Source organism: Paenibacillus sp. J22R232, assembly GCF_056269165.1.
Genome location: NZ_JBWDNK010000006.1, coordinates 282,044 through 298,847, shown reverse-complemented (window position 1 = coordinate 298,847; position 16,804 = coordinate 282,044). Strand labels below are relative to the sequence as shown.

General features: G+C 46.1%; 8 protein-coding genes. All 8 read left to right on the top strand.

Annotated features, from left to right (window positions below; genetic code table 11):
• Nucleotides 1-194 precede the first annotated feature (194 nt).
• The 8 genes from cysD to AC0YN3_RS20055 all read left to right on the top strand — a co-directional run bounded on the left by cysD (nucleotide 195) and on the right by AC0YN3_RS20055 (nucleotide 16,744).
• A complete protein-coding gene (gene cysD / locus AC0YN3_RS20090; protein WP_475776746.1) occupies nucleotides 195-1,118 on the top strand; it encodes a sulfate adenylyltransferase subunit CysD in 924 nt (307 codons plus the stop codon).
• Between the two features lies 1 nt (nucleotide 1,119).
• Nucleotides 1,120-2,769: a GTP-binding protein gene (locus AC0YN3_RS20085; RefSeq protein ID WP_475776745.1), complete on the top strand. Its 1,650-nt coding sequence runs from the start codon at nucleotides 1,120-1,122 to the stop codon at nucleotides 2,767-2,769.
• A gap of 536 nt (nucleotides 2,770-3,305) precedes the next feature.
• Nucleotides 3,306-3,944 (top strand): glycoside hydrolase family 11 protein, encoded by a 639-nt coding sequence (locus AC0YN3_RS20080; protein ID WP_475776744.1) that lies wholly within the window; start codon nucleotides 3,306-3,308, stop codon nucleotides 3,942-3,944.
• Between the two features lie 194 nt (nucleotides 3,945-4,138).
• Nucleotides 4,139-4,987, top strand: a complete 849-nt coding sequence (locus AC0YN3_RS20075) for a formylglycine-generating enzyme family protein (RefSeq protein ID WP_475776803.1) — start codon at nucleotides 4,139-4,141, stop codon at nucleotides 4,985-4,987.
• A 353-nt stretch (nucleotides 4,988-5,340) separates the two neighbouring features.
• Nucleotides 5,341-6,240, top strand: a complete 900-nt coding sequence (locus AC0YN3_RS20070; RefSeq protein ID WP_475776743.1) for an ABC transporter permease — start codon at nucleotides 5,341-5,343, stop codon at nucleotides 6,238-6,240.
• A gap of 12 nt (nucleotides 6,241-6,252) precedes the next feature.
• Nucleotides 6,253-7,161, top strand: a complete 909-nt coding sequence (locus AC0YN3_RS20065) for a carbohydrate ABC transporter permease (protein WP_475776742.1) — start codon at nucleotides 6,253-6,255, stop codon at nucleotides 7,159-7,161.
• A 92-nt stretch (nucleotides 7,162-7,253) separates the two neighbouring features.
• Entirely contained in the window at nucleotides 7,254-8,804 is a 1,551-nt protein-coding gene (locus AC0YN3_RS20060) for an extracellular solute-binding protein (protein ID WP_475776802.1), read from the top strand.
• 128 nt (nucleotides 8,805-8,932) lie between these two features.
• The gene (locus AC0YN3_RS20055; protein ID WP_475776741.1) at nucleotides 8,933-16,744 is read left to right on the top strand and encodes an Ig-like domain-containing protein; all 7,812 of its coding nucleotides are present in this window, start codon (nucleotides 8,933-8,935) and stop codon (nucleotides 16,742-16,744) included.
• The last annotated feature ends 60 nt before the right edge of the window (nucleotides 16,745-16,804 follow it).

Genomic DNA, 16,804 nt, shown 5'->3' with positions numbered 1-16,804 from the left:
TTTTCGCAGCATGCCAGAGGCAGAAACCTTCTAGTCGGTGAATTTTACGCAGTTTTGTTAGCCTTATTAATGAAAACCAAAGCCTTTAAAAATAAAGAAAAAACTTAATTCCACTTTGCATTAAAGTGAAAATCTGATAGGATATAAATTATAGTCTATAGATTTAGTAAGGATTAAAGGGAGGCACTTTTTTCATGGACAAATTGACGCTTGATTCCATAGATGAAACGACACATCTAGATCAACTCGAGGCTGAAGCGATTTATATTATTCGAGAAGTAGCGGCGGAATGCGAAAATCCCGTGATGCTGTACTCGATCGGTAAGGATAGCTCCGTGATGCTGCATTTGGCGCTGAAAGCATTTTATCCGGAGAAGCCGCCGTTTCCTTTCATGCATATCGACACAACGTGGAAGTTCAAAGAGATGATTGAATTCCGCGACCGCAAGGCGAAAGAATTCGGAATCAAGATGCTTGTTCACTCCAATCAGGAAGGGATCGAGCAAGGGATCAACCCATTCGATCATGGTTCCGCCTATACGGACATTATGAAAACCCAAGCTCTGAAGCAAGGCTTGGACAAGTACGGATTTACAGCTGCCTTTGGCGGTGGAAGACGCGATGAGGAAAAGTCGCGCGCGAAGGAGCGGATTTTCTCATTCCGCAATAAAAACCATGCCTGGGATCCGAAAAATCAGCGGCCGGAAATGTGGAAGCTGTACAATACAAGAATTAATAAGGGTGAAAGCATCCGCGTATTCCCGATTTCCAACTGGACGGAAAAAGATATCTGGCAATACATTCGCAGAGAGAACATTGATATTGTGCCTCTCTATTTTGCCAAAGAAAGGCCAGTCGTTAATCGCGATGGACAGATTATCATGGCGGATGATGAGCGGATGAAGCTCGAGCCGGGCGAGAAGATTGAAATGATAAAATTGAGATTTCGCACATTAGGCTGCTACCCGCTGACTGGCGGTGCCGAGTCAGATGCGGACACGCTGGATGCTATTATTGAAGAAACGCTTGGTGCGGTATCATCCGAACGGACAACAAGGGTTATCGACCAGGAAGAGTCTGGCAGCATGGAAAGACGTAAACGGGAGGGCTATTTCTAAGATGAAAAGTCTGCTTAAATTTATTACTTGCGGAAGCGTAGATGACGGCAAATCCACTTTGATTGGGCATATGCTTTATGAGGCTAAGCTTTTGTTCGCCGATCAGGAGAGAGCATTGGAGCTGGACAGCAGGCTCGGCAGCCGAGGCGGAAAAATTGACTACTCCTTGCTTCTTGACGGGCTGATAGCCGAGCGTGAGCAGGGCATTACGATAGATGTAGCATTTCGGTATTTTACGACGGACCATCGTTCGTTCATTGTAGCGGACACGCCGGGGCATGAAGAGTATACGCGCAACATGGCTGTAGGCGCATCCTTCGCGGATCTTGCCGTTATTCTGGTGGACGCAACCAAAGGAATTATTACTCAAACGAAGCGCCATACCCGAATTTGCGCGCTCATGGGGATTAAACATCTGGTCTTGGCGGTAAACAAAATGGATTTGGTTGGTTTTGATACGAAGATATTTGATGAAATCAAAGAAGAATTCTCTCGCCTCACCACTGAATTCCAGTTTGAAAGCATTCAGGTGATCCCTGTTTCTGCAACAGAAGGGGATAATATTACAAAGAAATCGCCGAATACGCCATGGTACGAGGGTCTTGCTTTGCTGCCCTACTTGGAGAGCGTTGACGTTCATGCGAACGATGACGTTAAGCCATTTATGATGCCGATTCAGCGGGTATGCCGACCTGACCACACATTCCGCGGATTCCAAGGCCAGATTGAAGCCGGCAGCATCGCAGTTGGCGATGAACTGACAACTCTGCCTAGCCGTGAGAAGGCGAAGGTTAAACGCATCTTTGTAACAGACCAAGACAGGAATTCGGCTCATGCCGGACAGCCTGTTACGATTCAATTGGATCGGGAAGTCGACGTTTCACGAGGCTGCGTATTTACGAAGGACAATCAGCTTCAAGAGGCTGACAGCTTTAGCGCTACGATTCTTTGGATGGATGATTCTGTCCTGACGCCGGGAAAAGATATTTTGGTGAAGGTAGGCACAAAAGTTCTTCCTGGTACCGTGACGGCAATTAATCACAAAATCGATATTAATACAGGCAATACGGTTACAGCCGACCATGTGGTTAAGAATGAAGTGGCTAAATGTGAATTTTCATTAGCGGATGGCATTGTTTTTGATAAGTTTGAAAAAAATAAAAGCATCGGCGGATTTATTCTCATCGATCGCGTAACGAATATGACATCCGCATGCGGCGTCATTGACGAAGCTCTTCAAAGCTCTTACAATACGAACGGAATCGATACGGAAATTACAAGAGACGTTCGTGCCCAGCAAAAAGGACAGCAGCCATTAACCCTTTGGCTAACTGGTTCGGTAGCGGACAACTCGGCTCTTGCGAAGGAAATCGAGAAACGGTTGGTAGCGAGAGGCTATCATACGATGCTAATCGACAACAGCTTAGGAGAATCTGTGCGGCAAATCGCGGGTTATGCCACATTGCTAAACAATGCGGGACTTATTGCATTGGTACTGGCCAGTTCTACGAACGGCAACGACCAAACCATTGCGCAAGAAATCATCGGCCAAGCCTTCTTGCCAATCGATGTAGCCGTAAACAGCAATTCGATCGAAGAAGCGGCTAGTGCTGCCGTGAAAATTGTGGTGAAGGCTCTCATTCAAGTGTAGTTTCAGGTTGAATTCGGTCAGGACATTAAGAAAAGCATAGATCGGTTCATACGAAATCGTATTCAAGAAGCCGCCCTCCAATCAATTGGAAGGCGGCTTTTTCTGCTCATATATATATAAGTATATAAAAGCATCTTGCTATTCCAGGTTGGAACGCAAGATGAATCAATGCCATGCGTTGGAAGAAATACAAGAACGTTTGTTGAAATAAGCCACGGCATAAACATTTTTTGTATTCTCGTTAGAAATATTAGTTAATATGTGGGGGCAAATCTATAATTTGTTAAGTTGTAATGTATGCGCTTACTTTCTATAATTTAGTTATTCAAGACATGAATCGTCTTGAAATTATACTTAAATGAAAAATTTTTTGAAGATAGGGGGACAGAGTTTACGTTATGAAACAAGGCAAGTTACTTGCTGTACTGCTAGGCGAACGACCAACAAAAACGAAAAGTAGAAAGATTAACAAAAGGCAATATTCAAGTCGTATGTAGGCAAGCAGCGACAAATACAAAAACTTTAGGAGGTAATTTATGCTTAAGTTTAAAAAGAAAGTATTTACGCTAGTTATTGCAGCATCAATGAGTATTTCCAGTTTGTTTGCAGTATCCGCAAGTGCAGCGACAGACTACTGGCAAAATTGGACCGATGGTGGCGGGACAGTTAATGCTACTAATGGATCTGGTGGAAATTACAGTGTTAGCTGGTCAAACACCGGAAATTTTGTTGTTGGTAAAGGCTGGAATACCGGATCGCCAACTAGAACAATAAACTATAATGCCGGCGTCTTTGCGCCATCTGGCAATGGATACTTGACTCTCTATGGATGGACTAGAAACTCACTCATAGAATATTACGTTGTTGATAGCTGGGGCACTTATAGACCTACAGGAACATTTAAAGGAACGGTGTCCAGTGATGGAGGAACCTATGATATTTATACGACGCAACGAGTCAACGCGCCTTCCATTGACGGAACAAAAACGTTCACCCAGTTCTGGAGTGTCCGCCAGTCTAAGAGAGCGACAGGCAGTAACGTCGCTATCACTTTTAGCAACCACGTAAGTGCATGGCAGAGTAAAGGAATGAACCTGGGAAGCAGCTGGTCCTACCAGGTGTTAGCGACAGAAGGATATCAAAGCAGTGGCAGCTCCAACGTAACTGTTTGGTAACAGGTCAACTGCAAGCTGGCAACTGATTGGCGCCCGATGAATCTAGTGTCTGGAGAAAGTACTTAATCTTTTGACATTTTTGGACACATGGAGGACCGTTTTCCGAAAGAGGAACGGTTCTCCATGTTGCCAGAGGAGAATTGTAGCCCATTATGGCCTATCATTTTTCTGAAAAGTTTAAAGGAGATATCACAATGAGAAAACTAATCGTTTTTCTTATCTTAGCAATTATGGTTGTTGTCAGCGCTTGTTCGGAGGAAAAGGCTGATAAAACGTTGGATCATATGCCTGATAACTTTGTCTTAGTCAAGGGCGGACCGTTTATGAACAAGAAGTCCAACTACTATGGGGAAAAGGTAGCAGTATCGAACTTCTATATTAGCAAATATGAGGTAACTCAAAAAGAGTGGATGGAGATCATGGGGAGTACTCCCTCACAATTTAAAGGCGACAATTTGCCAGTAGAAATGGTGAGTTGGTATGACGTTGTAGAGTATTGCAATAATAGAAGTATAAAAGAGGGCTTAACACCGTATTACACCATAGACAAGAATAAAAAGGATCCGAAAAATACAAATGAAAATGATCACTTAAAATGGACGGTAACGATCCATGCAGGAGCTAATGGTTACCGGCTGCCGACAGAAGCAGAGTGGCAATATGCCGCAGGTGGCGGTCAGAAGAGCAAGAGTTACATCTACAGCGGAAGCGATTATGCAGATGATGTAGCATGGTATTGGAAAAACGCCGGAGATAAAATTTTATCAGGAGAATGGAACTGGCCGATAGTAGAAAACAACCATAACCAAACAAAATCTGTTGGTACCAAAAAGCCCAACGAGTTAGGCCTTTACGACATGTCAGGCAATGTAAGGGAATGGTGCTGGAATGGGTTTGGAGACTCGGAAAGCAATAGTAACTCTACACGAGTTGTGAAGGGCGGAGGCTGGTTGGGCGATGTTGGCGAGTTATCTTATCTGAGCAATTTTGAGGCGAATGGCTTGGGGCCCGATCAAGGCTTTCGTGTGAGTCGTGACGAATAAAGGATAAAACCCCGAAATTAGATTGGAGCATACGTTGCTTAACAGAGCAATCCATATAAAGAATCCCATCGAATAAATTCATAGATGCATTCAAAAATCCATGCACTTCTAAAGAGCTCAAATGACTGCTATGCAGCCATTTGAGCTCTTTTTGTCTTCACTAACTCCAATCAGACCAGCGATTGTGCAATTTTCGAATATAACGGCAGGAATCGCAGCCCATTCCTCGGCAAGAAAGTCATTTTTCCAAGGTAAAGACAGTTTTCATAATATACATCCAGGGCTCGATTATCTACAGTAAGGGTATCGCAAACGCAATCATCACAGTCACTCCAACAAGAAGGGGCAGGTACATGAGAACATTTAAAAAGAATTTCAGTTTAACCTTATTAGCTTTTCCGGGTATCGCGCTTTTGTTTATTTTTGACTATGTACCGCTTTACGGGTTATTGCTTCCCTTCAAAGATTACAAATATGATCTTGGGATTTGGAATAGCCCGTGGGTAGGCTTTGACAATTTCCAGTTTCTATTTAAGGGCGATGTCATACAACGCGTGCTGAGAAACACACTGCTCTATAACCTGGCGTTCATTGCGTTAGGTACGATGATTTCAGTCACATTTGCGCTGATGCTTCGGGAGATCAGTAAGCGATTTGTGAAGGTTTACCAGACGGTGTTGTTCATTCCTTATTTTATCTCATGGGTAGTAGCAGGGTTTGCCTTCCGCGCACTCCTCGATATGGAATATGGCGTTCTGAATAAGGGATTGGAGATGTTTGGAATTGCGCCGGTTATGTGGTATAACGAGCCGAAATATTGGCCTTTTATTCTCATCATCGGAGCGGTTTGGAAAGGGCTTGGGTACGGAGCGGTCATCTATTATGCGGCGCTGATGGGCGTGGACTCGGAGTATTACGAAGCGGCCAGAATAGACGGGGCAGGCAAGCTGCGGCAGGCGATTTCCATCTCGATTCCGATCATTAAACCGATTATTATTATGATGGTTATTTTACAGATCGGTAAAATTTTCTATAGCGATTTCGGATTATTTTATAATGTAACCCTGAATTCGTCTTCTCTGTATTCAACGACGGATGTAATTGACACCTTCGTTTATCGATCTTTAGTCGATATGGGCGATATTGGCATGGCTGGGGCAGCTGGCTTCTTCCAATCTACGGTCGGTTTCACCTTGGTCATATTGACGAATTATATCGTGAGAAAAATTAATCGTGAAAATTCATTATTTTAAGGAGAATGTCTCATGTTGACACCTCGGCTCTCTAACACCCGCTCACCCTTTAAGCTCAGTACATGGATTATTCATGGTATTTTTATCGTTGTATGTATCGCTTGCTTGTATCCCTTTCTAGTCATTATAGGAACCTCCTTCCAGAATGAAACGGATATCCTCTTGTCAGGGTATTCGATTCTGCCGAAGCAGTTCGATTTGACGGCATATCAAGTTATTCTCCATAATCCCGGTGTCTTGCTCAATGCGTATGTGGTGACGATATTGACAACGGCAATTGGGACTGTGGCAGGGCTGTGGATTACAACAAGTTTCGCCTTCACCATTTCGAGGAAAGACTATGCTTATCGCAAACAGCTTTCATTTTTCGTGTTCTTTACGATGCTGTTTCAAGGCGGGCTAGTTCCTTCCTATATTTTGATGGTCAGCTGGCTTGATTTGAAAAATAACCTCTTGGCGCTTATTCTCCCTTTCCTTATCACAGGCTGGCATGTGTTGTTGATGAGGGGCTTCTTGCAAACGCTTCCTGATGCTCTATTTGAATCAGCCAAAATAGACGGAGCAACCGAGTTTACCATTTTCACGCGCATTGTGCTTCCCCTTAGTAAACCAGCATTGGCGACACTCGGCTTATTCCTGGTTTTGCAGTATTGGAATGACTGGTGGCTGACTCTGTTGTACATTGATCATGAGGATAAGATGAAGCTGCAATATTTACTCATTCGCGTGCTGCGAAACATGGAGTTCTTGAATAGTGCGGAAGCGATACAATACGGTCTGGTTAAGCCAGGACAGCAAGTGCCGAGTTTAAGCGCGCGGATGGCGATGTGTATTCTTGCCGCAGGACCGATGCTGGTCATCTTTCCTTTCTTTCAGCGTTATTTCGTGCAAGGCCTGACGGTCGGATCTGTAAAAGGGTAGTGAAAAAAAGGGTTTTCCAGCGCATGGATCTTCCTCATGTGTCTGTTATATATAAGAAAACATCATATTTTAAGGGAGGCATGTTTGTGAGTATGGGAAATAAAAAGACAAAGAAAATGGTAAGCGGCATGATTATGATGGGGATGGTTGGTACGGTGGTTCTTAGCGGGTGCAGCTCGGGTAACAGTGAGACGCCCAATGCCACGAATGCAGCTACCGCAGAACCGAAGACGACTGAAACAGCCGAGAAAGCGGAAGAGCTAGTCAATGTTAGTTGGTATATGCGAAAACCGATTGATACGATGAAGGATCAAGAAGCGATTGAAGCGGAAGCGAATAAAACGATTAATAAAGCCGTAAACGCAAATCTGAATTTTACCTTTATTGATGCAGCAAGCTGGGAAGACAAAATGAAATTGATGTCTGCCTCCGGCGAAGTATACGATCTTGTATTTACGGCAAACTGGACGAATCCAATCGATTCGAACGTGCAGAAAGGCGCGTTCCTGCCACTGGATGATCTCTTGAAGCAATATGGACAGGATATCCTCGCAAAAGTGGATGAGCGTGCTTGGAAAGCCGTCACTTATAATGGCAAGATTATGGCGGTCCCATCGCAGTCACCTTTTACCACGCCGCAAGGCATTGTATTCAAAAAAGATTTGGTAGAGAAATACAATGTGGATTATAAGCAAATCAAAAATTTGCAGGATCTTGAGCCGTATTTAGAAACGATCAAGAAAAATGAGCCTACGATAACGCCATTGCTTGTCACGAAAACCGTTTCAGCAGCTGGTGACTTTATTGCTGACCATACCATCGTAACCAAAGGGATTCGGTATGATGAATTAGCAAACAAGCTCGTATTTGAAATCGATATTCCCCAATACGTCAACAATTATCGGACTATGCATGACTATTATCAGAAAGGGTATGTAGCCAAGGATGCCGGAGTTAAAACGGACTTCACGGCTGAAGCTAAATCCGGGAAATACGCAATCATGCGTGATTCAGGCGGTTATTCGGAGGATGGTTCGAAATCGACTGCCCTTTTTGGTTTCCCGACTGTGGAATCGCTTGTCTATTATCCGATCATATCCACAAGTAATATGGTGGGGGCTGCAACGGCCATCAGCAAGACGTCAAAAAATCCAGAAAAAGCGATGGAGCTGCTCAATCTCGTCTGGAAAGATAAAGAGCTATCCAACACGCTTGCTTTCGGGCTAGAAGGAAAGAACTATACGGTTAAATCAGGTGCAGGCACGGATGACATCTCCGTAGATGCGAAGAGCGGAGCGGAACAAACCTGGGCGATTTGGCATAACTGGCTCGGGCCTCTCTGGGATCAGTGGGATTCCAGCTGGAATTCCAAGGCATCTCTGGAGTTAATGCAAAAAAATAATAATGAAGCAAAAACGTCGTCCATCCTCGGGTTTCTGTTCAATGGGGAAGCCGTCAAATCGGAAACGGTTCAGGTAAATGCTGTATATGCGGAAATGCTTCCTATTCTAATTACAGGCTCAATGCCAGATTATGATAAATTTTTGGGAGAAATGAAGCAACGTTTGAATGAAGCTGGCTTGGACAAAATTAAAGCCGAAGCTCAGAAGCAGCTCGACGCGTGGAAAGCACAAAACCAGTAATAAAAACTTGGAACCGGGCTACTCGTAACTCGGTTCCAATTTTTATGCAAAGCAAGTGAAAGGGGGAAGCTTGGGTTTGGGATTTGCCGAATGGATGCAATAAAAATCTAGTAGGAGCGTGATCATTTATGATCAAGAGGAAATGGGCCGCTGGGGAGATCATTATTGCTTGTATGTTAATGGTACTTATTTATTTGCTGCATTCGACAATTGCGAAAGCAGAGGATGTCCCGGTACAGAGCGGCTATCTGGTTGACGAGAGTTTTTCTTTTACCCATAACGAGACGATGGATGTCCTGCCTTCAGGTTGGGATGTCCGTAAAGCGGGGGGGAGTCTGTCCTCTTCCTACCTGAATTGGTTCAAAATGAGTGATACCAATACCGCGTTGCCAGTATCTATGCGCAGAGCATTCATCGAGCAAAATGAAGGCGCTATCACGATGGAATACCGTTTCAAGCTATCTTCGATCATGGATGGCGTCAAATGGCAGCTGAGCAGTAACGATACAGAGGCTGTAAGTATCGTGACACGTGGTGGAGAGCTTAGCCTAGAAACATCTAACGGGGGTATGCAGACTTTGCAATCCTATACTGCTGGTACGGAGTATGGTGTGAAAGTCATTGCGAATATCGACACAAATTCATTGGATGTGTACGTCAACGGTGTTCTTAAAGCCGGTAATGCAAGCTTCAAGCATGCAGTAACCAGTCTCGATCATGTGCTGATCCAAACGGGAGCTTCATCGAAAGGCGATATGTTCATCGCTCCTATTAAAATCTACAAGGGCTACGCAGTCAATGAGAGGTTCATATCCCTCATGCCGGGTAACCTGCCTGGAGACTGGCAGACCGTTGCTGCTGGAGGAACGATTGCGGTAGAGGAAATGAAAAGCTCTGTGCGACCCGATGTGTTCAGTCTCAAACTGAACTCAACTGAGGCGACCGGCGAGATGAGCCTGAGCAAAAGCGTGCCAACTACTTCGGCAAATACGGTATTTGAATACAAGCTTTTAATTCCGCAAAAGCAGGACGGATATTCGGCAGAGCTTGTAAGCGGTAGTACGACCGTTATGAAGCTAGTAACTGAAAACGGCAAACTCTCCTATATCAATGATGTAGGTCAGCCCGTACCCTTCTATGATTATATGGCTAATCTTTGGTATGCAGTGAAGGTCAAGCTGAATATGGATGATGCCACGGCAGATATTTACGTAAATGGGAAACAGCAAGCGCAAGGAGTTTCTCTGGCAGCCAGTTTGACAAGCTTGGACGGCATCGCATTTAAGACAGCTGCGGCAGCACAAGGCGTGATGTGGCTGGATGATATTCTGCTATATGAAGATGTACCGCTTCCAGCGGATTATGTGCCTGCCCCGAACCCTGTGATCTCATCCGATCAGGCGGTTGGCATTCAAGGCTGTCCGATCTGGAGGGAAGGAAATCATCTCGGTTGGGATACGATTACGCCTCATTCGGAGCGTGAGCCTTACTTGGGCTATTATGACGAGGGAAATCCAGAGACGGCGGATTGGGAGATCAAATGGATGGTTGAGCACGGCATTGATTATCAAGTCTCATGCTGGTTTAGACCGACTTTCGGGGATGGCGTACCGATTAAAGAGCCTTATTTGCATAACTCGCTACATGACGGGTTTTTCAATGCCAAATACAGCAACCAAACGAAGTTCGCTATTATGTGGGAAAATGGGGCATCCAAAGCGAAGGATAGCGAAGACTTCCGTACGAATATCGTGCCATACTGGATCGAATATTATTTCAAGGATCCGCGTTATATGGTGATTGATAATAAACCAGTCTTATCGATCTATAGCCTTAACGCTCTCAAACGGGATTTCGGAGGCAGCACGCAAAGCTTGGAACTTGTAAAAGCCGAAATGGATTACTTAAGAAACGCCGTTAAAGCGCTAGGGTTCGATGACCTTATACTGTTGATCACCACTTCAGCGTCTGACCCCATATCTTTGAACGATAGAAAGCAGGCAGGATTCGATGCGGTCTATGCGTATTCGTGGGACAGCATGGGCGGTCATGCGGAAGTACAGAAATCTTATATGATTGCGCAGCGCGATACAGGCATCATCGATGCGCTCCCGATGATTACCATGGGAAGAGACGATTTGGCATGGGGAGGCCAAGAAGGTTATTACGCCACTCCTTCGGAGTTTCAAGCTGTTGCACAGTGGGCGAAGGATACGTTACAGCCATCGATGCCAGCCGGCAGCTTAGGCAAGAAAATGGTGATGCTTGATAATTGGAACGAGCTTGGAGAGGGACATTTCATTATGCCTGCGGGTTTAGCGGGCTTTGGTTATCTTGATGCCATCAGGAACGTATTCACAAGTGGTACGGCGCATTCGGATGTGCAGCCAACGCAAGCACAAAAGGACAGAATCAACGTCTTGCACCCGCGAGGTAGAGTATTAACATTAAAGACACCAACGCCACCAGCTGTGACGGACGAGTACGGGTTGTTCTGGGGGTTCGACACGGATGGCGATTCAGAAGGCTGGAGTTTGGAGAAGCAGGTCATCCATGATGAGGTTAGCGATGGTGCCTACTCAGGAACAGCGATTGACATTGATCCTGGCATTAGGTCGGCGGACCACTTGAATATTCAGGCCTCTGATCATCCCTATCTGAAAATTAGAATGAAGAGCAATAAAAACTCCTCGGCTCAGGTGTTCTTTATTACCAATGAGGATGATAACTGGGATGAACGCAAATCCGTAAGCTTTTTCGTGGAACAGAACGAAACGGAATATACCGATTATGTGGTGGATATGTGGAAGAATGCCAAATGGGACGGCGTAATTCGTAAGATCCGGTTTGATCCTATGAAGGTTCTTGGGGACTTTAGCATTGATTCCATTGGGGTTGTATACTCGCCTGATACAGGTATTCATGTGAAAGTTGACGGTATGAAAGCCCAGTTCTATGAGGAACCGGTTCTGGTTAATCAAACGGTCATGGTTCCGGCAGGGGAAATGCTGAAGCTGATCGGTGCCAGTACGGAATGGGAGCAATCGACACAAACCCTAATCGGCGTGAAAGACGATCACATCTATAGGCTTAAGGTTGGTCAACTGACGGCCTACAAAGATAGCCAAAGTATCGCACTGGAGAGTGCTCCTGTATTGCAGCCATCGGGAGAGCTTTTGATCCCGGCCGCTTTCTTCAACCAAGCGTTCGGGTATGTTGTGAATTGGGACCCCATTGCTGAAATGATTGATATGTATACCGCATCAAAGGTTTGGGAGTTTAACAATCTGGAAGGTTGGACGACCAACAATCAAGTGACAGGAGGCATAGCAACAGGCGGGAGCTATCAAGCAACCTCAACGGGCAGTGAGCCTGAACTGATCTCGCCAGATAACATCAACTTTCCTGCGTCCGTAGTTAAGAGGATCAAAATAAAGCTTAGGAACGACACGATCGGCAATGAAGCGAGCGTATATTTCAAGACGTCCACATCCACGGAATGGAATCTATTAAATAAGCTGACGACCTATGTATTGCCTAATGATCCGAGCTTTAGGGAGTATGTGTGGGACCCGAGCAATCATTCGGCCTGGACCGGAGAGATCCGACAAATCAAAGTGATTCCAACAAATGCGGTAGGGGACTTTGGTATTGATGCCATCACGCTGGACACGGCGGCAAGCGTAGCCGTAAAGGGGAATAACCTGGTTTCGAATCCAAGTATGGAAGCGGATGCTGTTCCAATCGGATGGGAGACGATAAGAGAGCGGAGCACGGAGCAGCATCATAGCGGAGACCACTCTTTGCAAGTCACGAAGACCAACCAACACGGAAGCGTTCAGTTTCCAGTGACCGTCGAGAAAGGGAAGGCCTATGAGTATTCCGCATGGGTGAGGCTGCAAACGAATCTGAATCCTGGAAAAGTAATCAGGTTATGTCTTGCCTATAGCTTAGATGGCGCGGCGAAGCAGCTTTGTCCTTTCTCGAGCCCAGCACTGAGCAATACGGAATGGAAACAGGTTAGCGGAACCTATACCATCAATGAAACTGGAAACGTCACGAATGTCAGGATGTATCTTTTTACGGACGCGCCAGCAGAGAATGACGTGTACTATTTGGATGATGTAGAGGCTAGGCCAGTTACCTATAAAGAAACGCCTGCTTGGCTATATGTGACGGATATGAGCCTGAACAAGAGCTCCGTGTCGATTATGGAAGGTAAAACGGAAACGTTGCTGCCTGTCATCCAGCCAGTCGATGCGTTTAACAAAGCGGTAGTCTGGCAATCCGATTATCCCGAAGTGGCTTCTGTAGACGCATATGGAAACGTGTATGGACGAAGCTTGGGCGTCGCTCAAATTACGGCAATAAGCGTTGATAGCGGTAAAACGGCCACCAGTACGGTAACCGTCATCGAAAGAACGAACGAAACGGTAACGTTAACGGTGAAGCCCGATGGAACAGGTGATTTTCTCTCGCCGAAGCTGGCGAACGAGAGCATTATGGATAGCAGCTCTGAGAAGCAATATGTGATTCTGATTTATCCCGGCGTGTATACCGATAAGAATTGGGTGGTTAAGCCTTATGTAACTCTTCGTGGCACAGATAGGGATCTTGTTTGGCTGAAGGGAGAGAACAGCGCATCGGCTAAAAATAGTGAAATTACTGAAGAATCGACCTTGTGGCTGAAAGGCACAGCCAATCTAGAGAACCTGACGATTACGGCTAAAAACATGAGATATCCGCTTCACAGCGAGGATAGCGGCAAAAATAAAGATGCCGTCCACATTGTGCGAAATGTTCATATTGAGCATTACGGGAATCTGGAAGCGGTCGACTATCGCAAGAATTGGGTAGCTGCGAATCCTGGGGTTACGCCTCCAACGGATCTTGATCCAGCACAGGTGTGGGGAGGCATTAGCGGTAACGGCTCCCATGCGTGGGGTTATGGTTCAGGAAGCGGTGTATCTGAAACTTTCTATGACAGCACCTTTGTTTCCAAGGCTACAGGCTGGTACGTGCACAATCGGGAGGATTTCACGGAACCACAAATCAATGTCATCAATAACAGCAAAATCGTGTCAACGGTAACGTCAATTCCCATTACGATCCAGTCCTTAGGAAGCGGAACCCAGGATGAAGTTATCTTCAATAACAGTGAATTTGTGGGAACATACATGTTACAGAACGATGCCCCTTGGATTTCACAAAAGCCTGAGAACCAGTATGCCAATCACGCGGACTATAACGTAACTTTCAATAACAGCACGCCGATCGGTTATGCAGATGGTCACAGAGGTAGGGCACTGGCGTTGTTCAGCAGCTCCACGGGCAGCAGCTCCAATGTTAAGGTTAGCGGGACTGCAGTGGAGGATATTTTGGGCACTTATATCACCCGTGATGGGGGAGGAGGCCTGAAGGGTTACTTATACGGCTATTGGGATATTTCGGGTATTAAAGTGGGCATCAGTTCCAACATCCAAGTGAATAATACGCTTGGAAGAAGGCTCGGGGATCTTACAGTCAATCCGAAAACGTTGCAGGTGCTCTTTGAGAACGGCACGACCAAAACGATCCTGTTTAATGAAAATTATACGGAACGAACCAATGAGGAGATTATTAATATCATAAATGGCGCATTGGGCGCTTCAGGCTATGCGGCAATATACAATGTAACTGCGGGCGAGTACTATCCGCAGGTGCCGGATAAACAAATGACGCTGCTGAATCAAACACAAGTGGGCATTCCTAGATTTGCAGCTGTTGCATTTGACGCCGATAATACGGCATTGCGATTAATGACACCTGCTGATTCTGCTGAGAGCTTCATAGGCATTACGCTTGAGCCGATTGCGCCAGGGCAGTCTGGTAGAGTATTGACGGAAGGAATTATGAGAAAGGACCAGCTCTATGGATTCTCTGGAAGCGTAAGTGTGGGAACCAAAATTTCTATTGGAAACCAGGCTGGCAGCTTGCTTGGGAATGCGAACAAACCTGCGCTATTAACAGGCGTTCTGACGGATTGGGCTTATTTCAAAGGAAATACGGGTTGGATTGAAGTTACTGGGGTTAGCCTGAACAAAACCTCACTAAGCCTTACCTTGGGTCAAACGGAAGCGCTTGCCGTGACGGTATTGCCGGCGGATGCGAGCAAAGCGGTAACTTGGAGCTCCGATCAACCTCATGTGGCTTCGGTTGATGCGACAGGGACTGTGCGTGCCCATAGTGCCGGTACAGCTACAATTACAGTTACGTCAGCAAAAGGCGGGAAATCAGCATCGGCTGTCGTTACGGTGCTTGCTCCTTTAGTTGGCGACAACTTGATCAACGATTCGAGCATGGAGGGGACATCACCGCTATATTCCGGATGGGAAATTGTAAGAACGCTCAGTTCGCTTGAGGCTCACAGCGGAAGCCAGTCTTTAAAGATCACCAAGACAAACCCTTTTGGAAGCATCAACTTTCCTGCTCATATCCAGAAAGAAAAGGAGTACTATTATTCGGCATGGGTGAAATTGGCTCCAGAATCCACAGCAGGCGCGGTGCTGAGGATCGGATTGACTTACAGGTTAGATGGTGTAACGAAGCAAAAAATAATTTTCACAACTCAACCATTAAGTTCCTCGTCTTGGACGCGATTAGAAGGCCTTTATACCCTTCAAGAGACAGGTACGGTTACGAATATGGCCATGTACATGTTCACAGATTTACCTTCAGCACTCGATACCTATTATCTGGACGATGTAGAAGTTCGGCCGGTCCTCACGGATACGATGCCTCCACAAACGACAGCCTCGTTATCGCCTGCGGAGCCGGACGGACCTAACGGTACGTATGCTAACCCGGTCGCTGTCACACTGGCAAGCACGGATAGTCTGTCTGGCGTAGCGAAGACGGAGTACAGTCTGGATAACGGAACAACATGGCAGCTGTACACGTCATCCGTTACGTTCGATGAACAAGGTGCTGTTGATTTTATTTATAGATCAACGGATCGGTCAGGAAACGTTGAGCCTTCCCAGCAGATTGCTTTTACGATGGCTACGTCATCCGTGAGCGTTCAGCTTCAAGACAGCAGCGGCAATCCGCTTAGCGGGGGCATCGTGACCTATTATGATGGAGGCTGGAAAAGCTTTGGTGTAACGGGCGCTGACGGCAGAGCAAGCAAGAGACTTCCTGCAAAAAGCTATACGTTTAGTATGAGTTATGAAGGGACTACTAAGGAGCTAGTTCAACATACAGGAACTAACCGTACGGTTAGCTTTCAGACGGTCAAAGTTAAGGCACAGCTGAAGGATAGCCAAGGCAATCCGTTGGACAGCGGAAGTGTAAGTTATTATGCAGGAAGCTGGCGGGTGATCGGCAGTATCGCTGGCGGCGAAGTCAGCAAGGAGCTGCTGCCTGGTTCCTATACCTTCGGCATGACCTATGAAGGGACGTATAGGGAGAAAGTACAACATGTAGGCAACGACCCTGTGGTTGCTTTTCAGACGGTCAACGTTAAGGCACAATTGAAGAATAGCCAAGGCAATCCGATGGACAGCGGAAGCGTGAGTTATTATGCGGGAAGCTGGCGGACGATGGGCATTACCAATGGCGGCGAAGCTAGCAAAGAGCTGCTGCCTGGTTCCTATACCTTTGGCATGACCTATGAAGGGACGTATGGGGAGGACGTACAGCATGTAGGCAATGACCCTGTGATTGCCTTTCAGACGGTTAAGGTCAAGGTACAGCTGAAGGATAGTCAGGGCAATCTATTGGACGGCGGCAGCGCGAGCTACTATGCGGGAAGCTGGCAGACGGTGGGAACTACAGCCGGAGGCGAGATCAGCAAGGAGTTATTGCCGGGTACGTATACGTTTGGCATGACCTATGGAGGTGTTTACAAAGAAATAGTAGCTGCGATTAGCACAAATCCAACGGTCGTATTTGAAATATAACCTGATGTTGGACAACGAAACGAAGGTCTGCGGATCTTCGTTTCGTTTCTTTCATATATC